This is a genomic window from Tropicibacter sp. S64, from assembly GCF_049803835.1.
Classification (GTDB): domain Bacteria; phylum Pseudomonadota; class Alphaproteobacteria; order Rhodobacterales; family Rhodobacteraceae; genus Pacificoceanicola.
The window spans coordinates 167,342-182,188 of the sequence record NZ_JBNAGK010000008.1 but is presented as its reverse complement, the minus strand read 5'-3'; the positions used below and the strand labels follow the sequence as shown (position 1 = coordinate 182,188).

At 67.0% G+C, this 14,847-nt stretch carries 13 protein-coding genes; 9 read left to right on the top strand and 4 right to left on the bottom strand.

Going from position 1 to position 14,847, the window contains the following annotated elements:
- The first annotated feature begins 48 nt into the window (after positions 1-48).
- On the top strand, positions 49-1,290 hold the full coding sequence (locus tag ACP159_RS14315) for an aminopeptidase (RefSeq protein ID WP_425100414.1): 1,242 nt from the start codon (positions 49-51) through the stop codon (positions 1,288-1,290).
- On the opposite strand, the gene ACP159_RS14310 is transcribed toward ACP159_RS14315, so the two are convergent.
- On the bottom strand, positions 1,287-1,721 hold the full coding sequence (locus tag ACP159_RS14310; RefSeq protein ID WP_425100413.1) for an RbsD/FucU family protein: 435 nt from the start codon (positions 1,719-1,721) through the stop codon (positions 1,287-1,289). The genes ACP159_RS14315 and ACP159_RS14310 overlap by 4 nt on opposite strands.
- 380 nt (positions 1,722-2,101) lie before the next feature.
- Here ACP159_RS14310 and ACP159_RS14305 point away from each other — a divergent pair, with 380 nt between their 5' ends.
- Complete coding sequence (locus tag ACP159_RS14305) at positions 2,102-2,578, top strand: DUF2938 domain-containing protein (protein ID WP_425100412.1); 477 nt, start codon at positions 2,102-2,104, stop codon at positions 2,576-2,578.
- A 147-nt stretch (positions 2,579-2,725) separates the two neighbouring features.
- On the opposite strand, the gene ACP159_RS14300 is transcribed toward ACP159_RS14305, so the two are convergent.
- Together ACP159_RS14300 and ACP159_RS14295 are read right to left on the bottom strand one after the other, a co-directional pair.
- A complete protein-coding gene (locus ACP159_RS14300) occupies positions 2,726-2,932 on the bottom strand; it encodes a cold-shock protein (protein ID WP_425100411.1) in 207 nt (68 codons plus the stop codon).
- Between the two features lie 243 nt (positions 2,933-3,175).
- Positions 3,176-4,126, bottom strand: a complete 951-nt coding sequence (locus tag ACP159_RS14295; protein ID WP_425100410.1) for a GlxA family transcriptional regulator — start codon at positions 4,124-4,126, stop codon at positions 3,176-3,178.
- Positions 4,127-4,201: 75 nt separating this feature from the next.
- Here ACP159_RS14295 and ACP159_RS14290 point away from each other — a divergent pair, with 75 nt between their 5' ends.
- The 6 genes from ACP159_RS14290 to ACP159_RS14265 all read left to right on the top strand — a co-directional run bounded on the left by ACP159_RS14290 (position 4,202) and on the right by ACP159_RS14265 (position 11,284).
- Positions 4,202-5,362 carry an acyl-CoA dehydrogenase family protein gene (locus tag ACP159_RS14290; RefSeq protein ID WP_425100409.1) on the top strand — a complete coding sequence of 387 codons (1,161 nt, stop codon included), beginning with the start codon at positions 4,202-4,204 and terminating at the stop codon, positions 5,360-5,362.
- Positions 5,362-7,383: an acetate--CoA ligase family protein gene (locus ACP159_RS14285; protein ID WP_425100408.1), complete on the top strand. Its 2,022-nt coding sequence runs from the start codon at positions 5,362-5,364 to the stop codon at positions 7,381-7,383. The genes ACP159_RS14290 and ACP159_RS14285 overlap by 1 nt, the downstream gene beginning before the upstream one ends.
- Positions 7,380-8,165: a carnitinyl-CoA dehydratase gene (locus ACP159_RS14280; RefSeq protein ID WP_425100407.1), complete on the top strand. Its 786-nt coding sequence runs from the start codon at positions 7,380-7,382 to the stop codon at positions 8,163-8,165. Before ACP159_RS14285 ends, ACP159_RS14280 begins: the two co-directional genes overlap by 4 nt.
- 61 nt (positions 8,166-8,226) lie before the next feature.
- A complete protein-coding gene (locus ACP159_RS14275) occupies positions 8,227-9,138 on the top strand; it encodes a 3-keto-5-aminohexanoate cleavage protein (protein WP_425100406.1) in 912 nt (303 codons plus the stop codon).
- The gene (locus tag ACP159_RS14270) at positions 9,135-9,887 is read left to right on the top strand and encodes an SDR family oxidoreductase (RefSeq protein ID WP_425100405.1); all 753 of its coding nucleotides are present in this window, start codon (positions 9,135-9,137) and stop codon (positions 9,885-9,887) included. The genes ACP159_RS14275 and ACP159_RS14270 overlap by 4 nt, the downstream gene beginning before the upstream one ends.
- Positions 9,884-11,284, top strand: coding sequence for a carnitine 3-dehydrogenase (locus ACP159_RS14265; RefSeq protein ID WP_425100404.1), 1,401 nt, complete (start codon positions 9,884-9,886; stop codon positions 11,282-11,284). Before ACP159_RS14270 ends, ACP159_RS14265 begins: the two co-directional genes overlap by 4 nt.
- 124 nt (positions 11,285-11,408) lie before the next feature.
- Here the strand turns inward: ACP159_RS14265 and ACP159_RS14260 are convergent, their stop codons facing one another.
- Entirely contained in the window at positions 11,409-12,263 is an 855-nt protein-coding gene (locus ACP159_RS14260) for a LysR family transcriptional regulator (protein ID WP_425100403.1), read from the bottom strand.
- Positions 12,264-12,370: 107 nt separating this feature from the next.
- Here ACP159_RS14260 and ACP159_RS14255 point away from each other — a divergent pair, with 107 nt between their 5' ends.
- The gene (locus ACP159_RS14255; protein WP_425100402.1) at positions 12,371-14,818 is read left to right on the top strand and encodes a GcvT family protein; all 2,448 of its coding nucleotides are present in this window, start codon (positions 12,371-12,373) and stop codon (positions 14,816-14,818) included.
- The last annotated feature ends 29 nt before the right edge of the window (positions 14,819-14,847 follow it).

The window sequence follows — 14,847 nt, the reverse complement described above, 5'->3', positions numbered from 1 at the left end:
GATGCTTTGGGCCTTTTCATTTCCCGCGCGGGCTGCCAGCATGCCGCCATGACACAGGATCTCATCGACCCCCGCGCCCTGGACCGCCTTGCCGAGGTGGCCGTTTCCGTTGGCCTGAATCTGCAGCAAGGTCAGGATCTTATCCTGACCGCGCCGGTGGCGGCGCTGCCTCTCGTGCGGCGCATCGCAGCCGCGGCCTACCGGGCCGGGGCGGGGGTTGTGACGCCGATCTTCTCCGACGAGGAACTGACGCTGGCGCGGTATCGCAACGCGCAGAAAGAGAGTTTCGACAAAGCGCCGACCTGGCTGCTGGAAGGCATGGCGGCGGGGTTCGCGGGCGGCGCGGCGCGGATGGCGATTGTCGGGGACGACCCGATGCTGCTGGCCGAGGAAGACCCGGAGAAGGTGGGGCGGGCGGGGAAGGCGAATTCCATCGCCTACCGGCCGGCGCTCGACCATATCGCCAACTTCCGGATCAATTGGAACATCATCAGCTATCCCACAGCCTCCTGGGCCAAGAGGATTTTCCCGGACCTGCCGGAGGACGAGGCGGTGCGACGGCTGGCCGATGCCATCTTCGCGGCCTCGCGGGTGCTCGGGGAGGATCCGGTGGCCGAATGGAAAGCGCATAACGCGGCCCTCGCGGAACGAACCAAGTGGTTGAATGCACAGCGGTTCGATGCGCTGCACTTCACCGGGCCGGGGACCGATCTGCGGGTTGGCCTCGCCGAGGATCACGAGTGGATGGGCGGCGCGTCGAAGGCGCAGAACGGGGTGGTCTGCAACCCGAACATGCCGACCGAAGAGGTCTTTACCACGCCCCATGCGGCGCGGGTGGAAGGCACGGTCCGATCCACCAAACCCTTGTCCCATCAGGGAAGTTTGATCGACGGCATCGAGGTGCGCTTCGAAGGCGGGAGGATCGTGGAGGCGAAGGCGTCGAAGGGCGAGCAGGTTCTGCTGAAACTCCTGGACACCGACGAGGGCGCGCGGCGGCTGGGTGAGGTGGCGCTGGTGCCGCATTCCTCGCCGATCTCGCAGTCGGGCCTGCTGTTCTACAACACGCTCTACGACGAGAACGCGGCCTGTCATATCGCGCTAGGTCAATGTTATTCCAAGTGTTTTCTCGATGGCGCCTCGCTCTCCCAAGACGAGGTGAAGGCGAAGGGCGGCAATGCCTCGTTGATCCACGTCGACTGGATGATCGGCGGGGCCGAGACGGATATCGACGGGGTGAAACCCGACGGGAGCCGGGTTCCGGTGTTCCGCAAGGGCGAATGGGCGCGTTAACTCGGCGGAATCACACCCTTTTTCAGGATGATGTTGCCGTAGAGCCGACCCTCGCCGGTCTGGATCGCGGCAAAGCAGCCGCGGGCTCGATCGTAGAAGGCAAAGCGTTCGAGGCTTGCAATCGGCGCGGGGTTGTCGGCGGTTCGGTCGATAATGTCCTGGAATTGCGCGACAATGTCCGGAACGGCCTCGGGATCGCCGACCACCTGCATGGTCAGGGCCGGATCGGTCACGAAACTGTCGAGCGGCATCAGCGTCAAGACCGCGTCGAGCACATCCGTCGCGCTGATGCCGTCCAGGCGGTGAACGCGGGAACACATTGAAGCTGCGGGAAAATTCGCGTCGCCGATGACGATCTCGTCGCCATGTCCCATGGCGCGGAGCGTGTGCAGAAGATCGGGCGAGAGAATGGCGGGAATGTTGCGTAACATGAGGTCCTCCTTGGCCAGAGAAGACGCCGGGGCGGGGATTTGTGCAAGAGGGATGAACGACCCGTGCGGTCCGTTCATTTCCGGCCTCTTACGCCGAATCCGGCCCGGCGTTCGGGCGCGCCTGCCGGATCGGGGCAGGTTTGGTACAAAACCTGCCGAGTTTCGTACAGATTACACCCCGCCGCCGGAGGCGCTTTCGGGCGCGAATTCCGGGTTTGGTACGATTCGGGCCGAATTTCGTACAGATTGACTCTGGCCGGGCGCCGCGCGGGCATGGTCCCCAGGTTTGGCGAAATAAATGGTTAAACAGGCCGGTTTCGCGACGTTGTGTCTCGCCCCGGATCGCGTCAGAGTGCGCCGCAAAAGAAGGGGAACGGGACATGGGACTGGTCTTTGTCGGGATCGTGATGGGGCTGTTCGGGACAGCGGCAATGGACCTCTGGGCGCTGCTGCTGGCCCGGGTCGCCGGGCAAGGGCTGCCGAACTGGGGCAACGTCGGGCGCTGGGTCGGACATCTGCCGCGCGGCACGGTGTTTCACGATAGCATCGCCGAAGCGGAGCCGGTGCCCGGCGAGGTCGGGATCGGCTGGGCGTTTCACTATGCGGTGGGCATCGTCTACGGCGTGATCTTCGCGGTCCTAGCCGGTGGCGACTGGCTGGCGCATCCGGCGTTCCTGCCGCTCTGGATCTTCGCGCTGGTGACCATCGCCGCGGGCTGGTTCCTGCTGCATCCGGGGATGGGACTGGGCCGGGCGCTGTCGAAGACCGACAACCCGTGGAAGGGGCGGATCATGGGGCTGATCGCGCATACGGTGTTCGGGATCGGCATGTGGCTGCCGGTGGTGGCGCTGTTCTGAGCGCGGGATTTCCCCACGCCTGCCTCTCCCCCACCCTGACCCTCCCCAAGGGGGAGGGAACGCCCCCCTGAAACGAGAAAAGCGCCCCTCGCGGGGCGCTTTCCCTTGTGCCTCTGTCATCGGGCGAGGGAACGCCCGGCAGAGAAGTCAGAGCAGCTCGAGGTTCGACGCGCTCTCACGGCCGTCGCGGCCGGACTGCAGCTCGTACTGAACCTTCTGGTTGTCTGCGAGGCCGGTCAGGCCGGACCGCTCGACGGCGGAAATGTGGACGAAGATGTCCTTGCCGCCGTTATCGGGCGCGATGAAGCCGTAGCCTTTGGTGGTGTTGAACCATTTCACGGTGCCAGTGGCCATATCCGTGGTCTCCTTGTTGTTGCCGCTCGCGGAGGTGCAGCGGCCCGGCGTAGGTCAGAGCAGAATCGAGCTCTGTCGCCGTTGAAGGGAGACAGGGTAGGCGATCGTGGTAACGTAGCAGGCTCAGCATATCGCAGATTTGGTGATTCTGGGCAAGGGCGATTGCGTTAACGTTGTGTTGAGTGTTGGCGCTAAACCGGCTGAATTTCTGTGAATGTTGGCGGGGTGGGTTGGAAACCCACCCTACCGCTTTGCCCGGAACGCGCTGGGCGGGGCGTCGTATTCGGCGGTGAAGGCGCGGGTCATGGCGGCGGCATTGGCGTAGCCGCAGCGCAGGGCAATCTCCGCAATCGTCCAGGTTGATTGCTGGGCATGGCGGCGGGCGGCGGCGAGGCGCAGGCGCTTGTAGACCGTGGCAGGCGGCGCCCCGAGTTCGGCTCGGAAGGCGCGGGCGAGGGTGCGTTGCGAGGTCTGGCAGCGGGCCGCGAGGGTTTCGATGGGCAGCGGCGCTTCGAGATTGGCGGACATCAGCGCGAGACAGCGCTCGACCAGCGGGGAGGTCGCCTCACGGGTGAGCCGGGCCTGCGGGGCTTCACGGGTCTGGTGGAGGAAGAAGGCGGAGACTTCGAGTTTGAGCGCGGCGCCGTGCGACTGGCGGATCAGTTCGAGCGCGAAGTCGAAGGCGGTCATGGCGCCGCCGCAGGTCATGCGGTTGCCGTCGATGACGTAGCGCTCGGCGCGGGTGTCGAGATGCGGGAAGGCCTCGGAAAAGGCGGTCAGCTCGTCCCAGTGAATCGTCGCGGCCCGCCCGTCGAGAAGCCCGGCATGGGCCATGAGCCAGGCCCCGGTGTCGAAGCCGACCATCACGGCAAAGCGGCGGGCTGCGGCGGTGAGGGCGCGGGCTGTCGCGGCGGTGGCGTGGCGTGGTGCGTCATAGCTCGACAGGACGAAGAGGAAGGCGCCGGAGGGGGCGTCGCGCAGGCGGCCGTGGGGGAGGACGGGCAGGCCGGAGGAGGACATGACCTCGCCGCCGTCGAGAGTGACGAAGCGCCAGCGGTACGCTTCGCGGCGGAGGATCTCGTTGGCGGCGCGGAGTGGCTCAACCGCATTGGCGAGGCAATGGTTGGAGAAGCGCGGGAAAAGCAGGATGGTGACATCCTGCGTCCCGGGCGCGGCGGTTTTCCAGTTCTGCATGATATTTGTCTATTTCTGCATCATGGGGCCGGTCAAGAGGGCTACCACTTCGGGAAAAGGCCGCGGAGGGATGGGATGCAGTTCGGACTGACCAGCGAACAGGAGATGATCGTCTCCACGGTGCGGGACTTCGTGGAGACGGAGATCTACCCGCATGAGGCGGCGGTGGAGCGGGCCGGGCAGGTGCCCCGGGAGCTGGGCGAGGCGATCAAGCGCAAGTGCATCGACCTCGGCTTCTATGCCTGCAATTTTCCGGAGGAGGTCGGCGGCGCGGGGCTGAGCCATCTCGATTTCACGCTGGTGGAGCGGGAACTGGGGCGCGGGTCCATGGCGCTGACGCATTTCTTTGGCCGGCCGCAGAACATCCTGATGGCCTGCAACGCGGAGCAGCGGGAGCGGTATCTGCTGCCGGCGGTGCGGGGCGAGCGGATGGACGCGCTGGCAATGACGGAGCCGGATGCGGGCTCGGACGTGCGCGGCATGAAGTGTTCGGCGCGGCGCGAGGGGGGCGATTGGGTGGTCAATGGCTCCAAGCATTTCATCTCCGGGGCGGAGCACGCAGACTTCTTCATCGTCTTTGTGGCGACGGGGGAGGATGACACGCCGAAGGGGCCGAAGAAGCGGATCACCACCTTCCTCGTGGATCGCGGCACGCCGGGGTTCGAGGTGCGGGACGGGTATCGCTCGGTCAGCCACAAGGGGTACAAGAATTGCATCCTGTCGTTCGATGAATGTCGCCTGTCCGATGCGCAGGTTCTGGGTGAGGTCGATGGTGGCTTTGCGGTGATGAACGAATGGCTCTATGCGACGCGGCTGACGGTGGCGGCGTTCTGCGTGGGGCGGGCGCGGCGGTGTTTCGACATGGCCTTGGCCTATGCGGCTGAACGGAAGCAGTTCGGGCAGGCGATTGGCAAGTTCCAGGGGGTCGGTTTCCAGATCGCCGACATGATCACGGAGATCGACGCCGCCGACTGGCTGACGCTGGCGGCGGCCTGGCGGCTGGATCAGGGGTTGCCGTCGAACCGGGAGATCGCCTCCGCCAAGCTCTATGCCTCGGAGATGCTGGCGCGGGTGACGGATACCACCTTGCAGATTTTCGGCGGCATGGGGCTGATGGACGACTTCCCCATCGAGCGTTTCTGGCGGGATGCGCGGGTTGAGCGGATCTGGGACGGCACCTCGGAGATTCAGCGGCACATCATCAGCCGGGACCTCCTGCGTCCGCTGGGGGCGTGATGGAGCGTTTGCTCAGGCCCCGGTCAATTGCGGTGATCGGCGGCGGCGCGTGGTGCGCGAATGTGGTGGAGCAATGCCGCCGGATCGGCTTTGCCGGGCCGGTCTGGCCGGTGCATCCGACGCGTTCCGAGATCGCGGGGGAGCGTGTTTACACCGATGTGGACGCCCTGCCGGACGCGCCCGATGCGGCCTTTGTCGGGGTCAATCGCGACGCCACGCTGGACGTTGTTGCGCGGCTGGCAAGGCGCGGCGCCGGGGGCGCGGTCTGCTTTGCCTCCGGGTTCCGCGAGGCGCAGAGCGAGCTGGCCGACGGGGCGGACAAGCAGGAGGCGCTGCTCGCGGCGGCGGGAGACATGCCGATCCTCGGGCCGAATTGCTATGGCTTTCTGAATTATCTCGACGGGGCGGCGTTGTGGCCGGATCAGCATGGCGGGGTGCGGGTGGAGCGGGGCGTGGCGATTGTCACGCAATCGTCCAACATCGCGCTGAACCTGACCATGCAGCGGCGCGGGCTGCCGCTGGCCTATGCCGTGACGGTGGGCAATCAGGCGCAGCAGGGGCTGTGGGATGTGGCGCGGGCGCTGGTCCGTGATGCGCGGGTGACGGCGATTGGGTTGCATGTGGAGGGCGTGGGCGATCTGCGCCGTCTGGAGGCCTTCGCGGCGGAGGCGCGGGCCTTGGGCAAGCCGGTAGTGGTGCTGAAGGTGGGCCGGTCCGAGCAGGCGCGGGTCGCGGCGGTCTCGCATACGGCGTCCCTGGCGGGGGGAGCGGCGGGGTCGGATGCGTTGTTCACGCGGTTGGGGATCGGGCAGGTCAGCGGGCTTGCGGAGATGCTGGAGGCGCTGAAGCTCCTGCATGTGGCGGGGCCGTTGCGCTCCGGGCGGATCGCCTCGATGTCCTGTTCCGGCGGCGAGGCCGGGCTGATGGCCGATCTGGCGGTGGGCCGGGGGGTGGCGTTTCCGGATATGGATGCCGGGCAGCGGGACGGATTGCGGGCTGCTTTGGGGCCCAAGGTCGCTCTGGCCAACCCTTTGGATTATCATACCTATATCTGGGGCGATGAGGCGGCTTTGACGGCGGCCTTCGGGGCGATGATGGCCGGGGACCTTGCCATGGGTTGCGTCGTGCTGGACTTCCCGCGTGGGGATCGCTGCAGCGCGGCGGACTGGGAGCCGGTGATCGCGGCGGTCGCAGCGGTGCGGGAGCAGACGGGCAAGCCGATGGCGCTCGTCGGGTCCATTCCGGAGGCGATTTCGGAAGAGATGGCGATGCGGCTGGTCGGCATGGAATTGGTGCCGTTCTTGGGCATGGCGGAGGCGATTGCGGCCATGGAGGTCGCGGCCTTCATCGGGGGAATTGCCGGAGCGGCGGAGCCTGTGTGCCTGCCGGTGCCGGGCGCGTCCGGCTGGCCGCTCAGCGAGGCGTTGGCGAAGGGGATTCTGGCCGGGTTCGGCGTGGATGTGCCTTTGTCGGAGCGGGTGTCGGGGTCCGAGGCGGCGAGCGCGGCTTCGGCGCGGCTGGGCTTCCCGGTGGTGCTGAAAGGCGAGGGCGTCGCGCACAAGACGGAGGCCGGGGCGGTTGTGCTCGGACTGATGTCGGAAGAGGCCGTGAGCGCAGCGGCGGAGACCATGGGGAGCGAGAGTTTCCTCGTGGAGGAGATGATCACCGGCGCGGTGGCGGAACTGCTGGTCGGCGTGGTGGCCGATCCGCACGGCTATGTGCTGACACTGGGCGCGGGCGGCACGCTGGCGGAACTGCTGGGCGATACCGTCTCGCTGCTGGTGCCCGCGTCGCGGGAGGCGGTGTCGGCGGCGCTGGATGGGTTGCGGATCGGTCCCGTGTTGCGCGGCTATCGCGGCAAGCCGGGGGTGGACAGGGACCGGTTGCTTGACGCCATCATGGCGGTGCAGGCGTTCGTTGAAGCGGAGCGGCCGTTGGAGGTGGAGATCAACCCGCTGATCTGCACGCAGACACGGGCGATTGCGGCGGATGCGTTGATCCGGATGGAGGGAAAGACATGAGCGAAGGTCCGATCAGGGTGGAGCGGCGCGGTCCTGTGCTGGAGGTGACGCTGGACCGACCAAAGGCGAATGCCATTGATCTCAAGACAAGCCGGATCATGGGGGAGGTTTTCACGGACTTCCGCGACGATCCGGATTTGCGCGTGGCCATCGTGACGGGTGCGGGGAAGAAGTTCTTCTGCCCCGGCTGGGACCTGAAGGCGGCCGCGGACGGGGACGCGGTGGACGGCGATTATGGCGTCGGCGGCTTTGGCGGGTTGCAGGAGCTGCGCGGGCTGAACAAGCCGGTGATCGCGGCGGTCAATGGGATTTGCTGCGGCGGCGGGCTGGAGCTGGCCTTGTCGGCGGACATTATCCTTGCGGCGGATCATGCGACCTTTGCTCTGCCGGAGATCCGGTCGGGGACCGTGGCGGATGCGGCGTCGATCAAGCTGCCGAAGCGGATACCCTATCACATCGCCATGGAGATGCTGCTGACCGGGCGCTGGCTCGACGCGGAGGAGGCGGCGCGGTGGGGATTGGTGAACCGGGTGCTGCCGGGGGAGGGCTTGATGGCGGCGGCGCGGGCTTTGGCGGATGAGCTGGCCTCGGGCCCGCCGCTGGTTTTCGCGGCGATCAAGGAGATCGTGCGGGAGGCGGAGGACATGAAGTTTCAGGACGCGTTGAACCGCATCACCCGCAGCCAGTTCGCCACGGTCGAGACGCTGTACAGATCCGAGGACCAGAAGGAAGGCGCCCGCGCCTTCGCCGAGAAACGCGATCCCGTTTGGAAAGGACAATAGCGGTGTCAGCAAAAGTGGGAACCGGTTTTGCGCCCGGACACTGCGTTAGAGAGGGAATACCATGCCATTGACCATGAACCGCGAGGTTTTCATCACCTGTGCCGTGACCGGATCGGGCGGCACGCAGGACCGCAGCCCGCATGTGCCGCGCTCGCCCGAGCAGATCGCCAACAGCGCCATTGACGCCGCGAAGGCCGGGGCGGCGGTGGTGCATTGTCATGTGCGCGATCCCGAGACCGGCGCACCCCGGCGCGATGTGGCGCTCTACCGAGAGGTGACGGAGCGCATTCGCGATGCGGAGGTGGACGTGGTGCTGAACCTGACCGCCGGGATGGGCGGAGACATGGTGTTCGGGCCGGTGGAACAGCCCCTGCCGGTGCAGGTTCGCGGCACGGACATGGTCGGCGCGACGGAGCGCATGGCGCATATCGTGGAGTGCCTGCCGGAGATCTGCACGCTCGATTGCGGGACGATGAACTTCGCCGAGGCCGATTATGTCATGACCAACACGCCCGGGATGCTGCGGGCGATGGGCGGGATGATGACGGCGCTGGGGGTGAAGCCGGAGATCGAGGCCTTCGACACCGGCCATCTGTGGTTCGCCAAGGAGTTGGTGAAGGAGGGCGTGCTCGCCCCGAAGGCGCTGGTGCAGCTGTGCATGGGGGTGCCCTGGGGCGCGCCGAACGACCTCAACACGCTGATGGCGATGGTGAACAACGTGCCGGAGGACTGGACGTGGTCGGCGTTTTCGCTGGGGCGGGACCAGATGCCTTATGTGGCGGCGGCGGTGCTGGCCGGGGGCAATGTGCGGGTCGGTCTGGAGGACAACCTCTGGCTGGACAAGGGCGTGCTGGCGACGAACGCGCAGCTGGTCGAGCGGGCGGTGACGATTGTCGAGAATATGGGGGCGCGGGTGATCGGGCCGGAGGCGGTGCGGGAGCGGCTGGGTCTGGTCAAGCGGGCGCCGAAGTGACTCATCAGGGCAAGCGCGTGGTGATCACCGCCGGGGGTGCGGGGATCGGGGCTTGTCTGGTGCGCCGGTTCCTCGCCGAGGGGGCGCGGGTGACCTATTGCGATCTGGACCCGGGCGATGTGCCGGAGGGCGCGTTGGGTCTGGCGGCGGATGTGACGGACGAGGCCGCGATGGGCGCGTTTCTGGCTGCGGCCGAGGCGCAGCTCGGCGGCGTCGACATCCTGTGCGCCAATGCGGGCACCGGCGGGCCGGTGGCGCCGCTGGCGGAGATGGATTTCGCCGCGTGGAAGACCTGCCTCGCCACCAATCTCGACGGGGCGTTCCTTGCGTGCCGCTGGGCGGCGCGGTTGATGGCGGCGCAGGGCAGCGGCGCGATCGTGCTGACCTCCTCGACCTCCGGGCAATGGGGCGTGCCGACCCGCGCGCCTTATGTGACGGCGAAATGGGGCATTCTGGGGCTGATGAAGACCCTGGCCATGGAACTCGGGCCGAAAGGCGTGCGGGTCAACGCGATCTGCCCCGGCGCGGTGGAAGGCGAGCGCATGGAGCGGGTGCTGGCGCTGGAGGCCGCCGCAAAAGGCGTGCCGGTGGCGGCGATGCGGAGCCTTTACGCCGAAGGCACGAGCCTTCGGACCTGGGTGACGGCGGACGATCTGGCCGACACCGTGCTTTTTCTCACCTCGGCGCAGGGGGCCCGGATTTCCGGGCAGGCGCTGGCGATTGATGGACATACGGAGCGGATGACATGAAGGCAGCGATTGTTGGCGGCGGGGTGATTGGCGGCGGCTGGGCGGCGCGGTTCCTGCTGAACGGTTGGGACGTGGTGCTTTACGACCCGGACCCGGAGGCGGAGCGCAAGATCGGAGAGGTGCTGGCCAACGCGCGGCGGGCCTTGCCGGCGCTCTATGACAAGGCGTTGCCGCCGGAGGGGACTTTGACGGTCACGACCGACCTTGGCGCAGCGGTGGCGGACGCGGATTGGGTGCAGGAGAGCGTGCCGGAACGGCTCGACCTCAAGCATAAGGTTCTGGGAGAGATCACCCGGCTGGCCCCGGACAGCGCCGTGATCGGCTCGTCCACCTCCGGGTTCAAACCCTCGGAGCTGACGGCGCAGGGGGCGCGGGCCATCGTCGCGCATCCGTTCAACCCGGTGTACCTGCTGCCGCTGATCGAACTGGTGGGCGATGCGGCGGAGTGCGAACGGGCGGCGGAGGTGTTGCGCGGGATCGGGATGTTTCCGCTGCATGTGCGCAAGGAGATTGACGCGCATATCGCGGACCGTTTCCTCGAGGCGGTCTGGCGCGAGGCGCTGTGGCTGGTCAAGGACGGCATCGCCACGACGGAGGAGATCGACGAGGCGATCCGCATGGGTTTTGGTCTGCGCTGGGCGCAGATGGGCCTGTTCGAGACCTACCGGATTGCCGGGGGCGAGGCAGGCATGAAGCATTTCATGGCGCAGTTCGGGCCCTGCCTGACCTGGCCCTGGACCAAGCTGATGGACGTGCCGGAGTTCAACGACGACCTGGTGGACCTGATCGCCGGGCAATCGGACGCGCAGTCGGGGCATCGGTCGATCCGGGACCTGGAGCGGCTGCGGGACGACAATCTCGTCGGCATCCTGCGGGCGTTGAAGAAGAGCGGCAGCGGGGCCGGGGGGGTGATCCTTGGGCATGAGGCGGGGTTGCTGGAGCCGGAGCAGGGGGTGCTGCCGGTGACCGTGTCGCGGGTCATTCCACAGGGGTGGACCGACTACAACGGCCACATGAACGAGACGCATTACGTGGAACTGGGCTCGCAGGCGACGGACCGGTTCATGGCGATGATCGGCTGCGATGCGGCGTATATCGCGGCGGGGGGGAGTTACTTCACGATGGAGAACACCGTGCGGTATCTGGCGGAACTGAGGGCCGGGCAGAGCGTGACGGTGGACACGCAGGTGCTGCTCGGAGAGGGCAAGAAGCTGCGGCTGTTTCACCGGATCCGGGATGAGGACGGGACGTTGGCGGCGACGGTGGACAGCTTCATGGTGCATGTGAGCCTGGAGACGCGGCGCAGCTCTGCGCCATCGGAGGAGATCGCCGCGCGGCTTGCGGCGTTTGTGACGGCGCAGGCAGGGCTGGACTGGCCGGAGGGCGCACGGCGGTAGGGGTTCCCCCCACCCTGACCCTCCCCGGAGGGGAGGGGATGTGCCGCGCATGGATCGGGGGTTCCCTCCCCCTTGGGGAGGGTCAGGGTGGGGGCAAGACGGTCCCGGAGGGTCCTGCCTTCCGTCAGGGCCGCCCTGCCATCTGCCCTTGCAAAGTCTTCAGGATGCGGCGGAACGGCGCGCGGTGGCGGTTTCTCAGGTGAATCGAGACATAGACCGGCTGCGCGATGCGGGGGGCGTCCGGGATGAGGCGGGCCTGACCGGCGGCGGCGAGGTCCAGCGCGGTCTGGCGCAGAACGTAGGTGCTGCCGCCCAGGGCGACGAGCAGGCCCCGGATCACGGCGTTCTGGCCGCTGGACACCGCGCCGACCGAGAGGAACGGCAGCAGTTCGGCGTGGGAGGTGGAGAAGGCAGGGGCGTAGTTGGGCAGGATGTAGCTGTCCGGGCTGACCGCCGCGAGCGTCTCCGTCTCGGTCGAGACCATCTGGTAGTCCACCGCGCCGAGGCTTTCGAAGTGCAGGTCGGGGCCGGGTTTTGGGGTGAACAGAATGGCGAGGTCGAGCGTGCCGCTGGCGACGTCCGCGCACATCTGGCTGGAATAATCCGCCTCGACATAGAGCGCCGCCTCCGGCAGGGCGCTTTGCAGGGCGCTGACCCAGGACGCCACGCGATCCCCAAGGAGGTCGTGCTGGATTCCGACGCGCAGGGTGGTCGCCGCCTTGCCGCTTTCGCGCACCGCCTCGCGGGCGACGGTCCAGTTGCGGCGCAGGGTGCGGGCGTGCGGCTCGAAGCGCAGCCCCTGCGTGGTCAGCTCCGTCCCGGCGCGGCTGCGGCGCAGCAGGGTGCAGCCGAGGGCAGCTTCCAACGCACGGACCCGGCCGGAGACCGTGGACTGAGTCACGCCGAGCCGGCTGGCGGTGCGGTTGAAGCTGCGTGTCTCGCACAGGTCGAGGAAGGTATCGATCAGGTCGATGTTCATGGAATGCCCGTTAATCGGATTTTCCGATCAAAACATAGGTGCGAGGCGAATTGAACAAGCGATCGCACGGCGCGATAGTTTTTCCAGAAGGCAGAAGGAGCAAGGCCGTGGCAGGTATACCGGATCAGGCGCGGGTGGTGATCATCGGGGGCGGGGTTGTCGGGGTCTCGTCGCTGTATCATCTGGCGAAGGCGGGCTGGACCGATTGCGTGCTCCTGGAGAAGAACGAGCTGACGGCGGGTTCGACCTGGCACGCGGCGGGCAATGTGCCGACCTTCTCGACCTCCTGGTCGATCATGAACATGCAGCGCTATTCGACCGAGCTCTACCGTGGCCTCGGCGAGGCGGTCGATTACGCGATGAATTATCATGTGACCGGGTCCGTGCGGCTCGGGCATTCGGACGCGCGGATGATGGAGTTCGAGCGGGCGCGGGGGATGGGGCTGTACCAGGGCATGAACCTGGAGATCCTCTCGCCGGAGGAGATCCGGCAGCATTATCCGTTCATCGAGACGCATGACCTCAAGGGTGCCCTCTACGATCCGGCGGATGGCGACATCGACCCGGCGCAGCTGACGCAGGCGCTGGCGAAGGGGGCCCGGGACATGGGGGCGCGCATCCTGCGCTTTTGTCCCGCGACCGGGGTGAGCCGCGAGAACGGCGAGTGGATTGTCCATACCGCCCAAGGGGACATCCGCTGCGAGATCGTGGTGAACGCGGCGGGCTATTATGCGCAGCGGGTGGGCGAGTGGTTCAGGCCCTTTGGCGGGCGGACGGTGCCGATGATGGTGATGAGCCATCAGTACATGCTGTTCGAAGAGATCCCCGCGATCCGCGACTGGTCGAAGAAGGTGGGGCGCAAGTTGCCGCTGCTGCGCGACGTCGACACATCCTATTACCTGCGGCAGGAGAAGACCGGATTCAACCTTGGCCCTTACGAGCGGCCGTGCCGGGCGCATTGGGCCTCGCCGGATGATCCGATGCCCGAGGATTTCAGCTTCCAGCTTTACCCGGACGATCTCGACCGGCTGTCGTTCCAGATCGAGGATGCCATGGCGCGGGTGCCGCTGCTGGCAGAGGCGGGGATGTCGAAGGTCATCAACGGACCGATCCCCTACGCGCCGGACGGCAACCCCCTCATCGGGCCGATGCCCGGGGTGCCGAACGCCTTCGAGGCCTGCGTCTTTACCTTCGGCATCGCGCAGGGCGGAGGCGCGGGGAAGGTGCTGGCCGAATGGATCACCGAGGGGCAGACGGAATGGGACATGTGGTCCTGCGATCCGCGCCGCTTCACAGATTACACCGACCCCGACTACTGCGTGCAGAAAGGGATGGAGGTCTACGGCAACGAATATGCCATGCATTTCCCGTGGCACAGGTGGCCCGCCGCGCCGGACCGCAAGGTCTCGCCGGTGCATGACCGGGTCAAGGCGTTGGGTGGTCAGATGGGCGCTTATGCCGGATGGGAGCGGGCGAACTGGTTTGCCGCGCCGGGGGATGACACCTCCGAGGCGGCGACGCAGACCTGGGAGCGCAGCGGGCCGTTCGAGGCGCGTATCCGCGCCGAGTGCGAGGCCGTGCGGGACGGCGTCGGCGTGCTCGACCTGCCGGGGTTCTCTCGGTTTCATCTCACCGGCGCGGGGGCCGGGGACTGGCTGCTCGGTCAGATCGCCGGAGGGCTGCCGAAGCCGGGACGGCTGTCGCTGGCCTATTTCCCGGACAGCCGTGGGCGGATCGTCACGGAAATGTCCGTGGCCTGCAACGGCGTGGACGACTACACGCTGATCACCGCCGCCACAGCGCAATGGCACGACTACGAATGGCTGAAGCGGACCCTGCCGGCGGGGCTGACCCTGCGGGACCGCTCGCGGGACCTTTCGACGCTGATCGTCACCGGGCCGGAGGCGCGGGCGCTGTTCGAACGCATCGGCACGGAGGCCGACCTGTCCCTGCCCTGGCTTTCGCATCAGGCGGCGACGGTTGCGGGCAAGCCCTGTGCCTTGGCGCGGGTGTCCTTTGCCGGGGAGTTGGGCTGGGAAGTCCATGCTCTGAACGAACATATCCCGGCAATCTACGAAGCGGTACTGGGTGCGGCTGCTATGCCGTTTGGCATGTTCGCGCTCAATTCCTTGCGGATCGAGAAGGGGTATCGCGCCTGGAAGGGCGATCTCTCCACCGATTACAGCCTTGTCGAGGCTGGTCTGGAGCGGTTCATCAAGCTGGACAAGCCGCAGGATTTCCCGGGCAAGGCGGTGCTGGCGCGGCAGATGGCGGAGGGCACGGCGAAGCGGTTCGTGACCCTGAAAGTCGAGGCGGGCGCGGCGGATGCGCCTTACATGTCAACGCTTTGGCATGAGGGCAGCGTGGTGGGGGAGACCACCTCGGGGGCCTGGGGCTACCGGGTTGGCGCATCGCTGGCGCTGGGGATGCTGCGCAGCGATCTGGCGGTGCCGGGAACGAGGGTCGAGGTCGACATCTTCGGCAGGCGCTGCGCGTCGGAGGTGATGCCGGAGGGGCCGCTTTGGGATCCGAAAAACGAAAGGCTGCGGGCCTGAGACGGCCCATTTTGAGGAAAGGTCAAGAT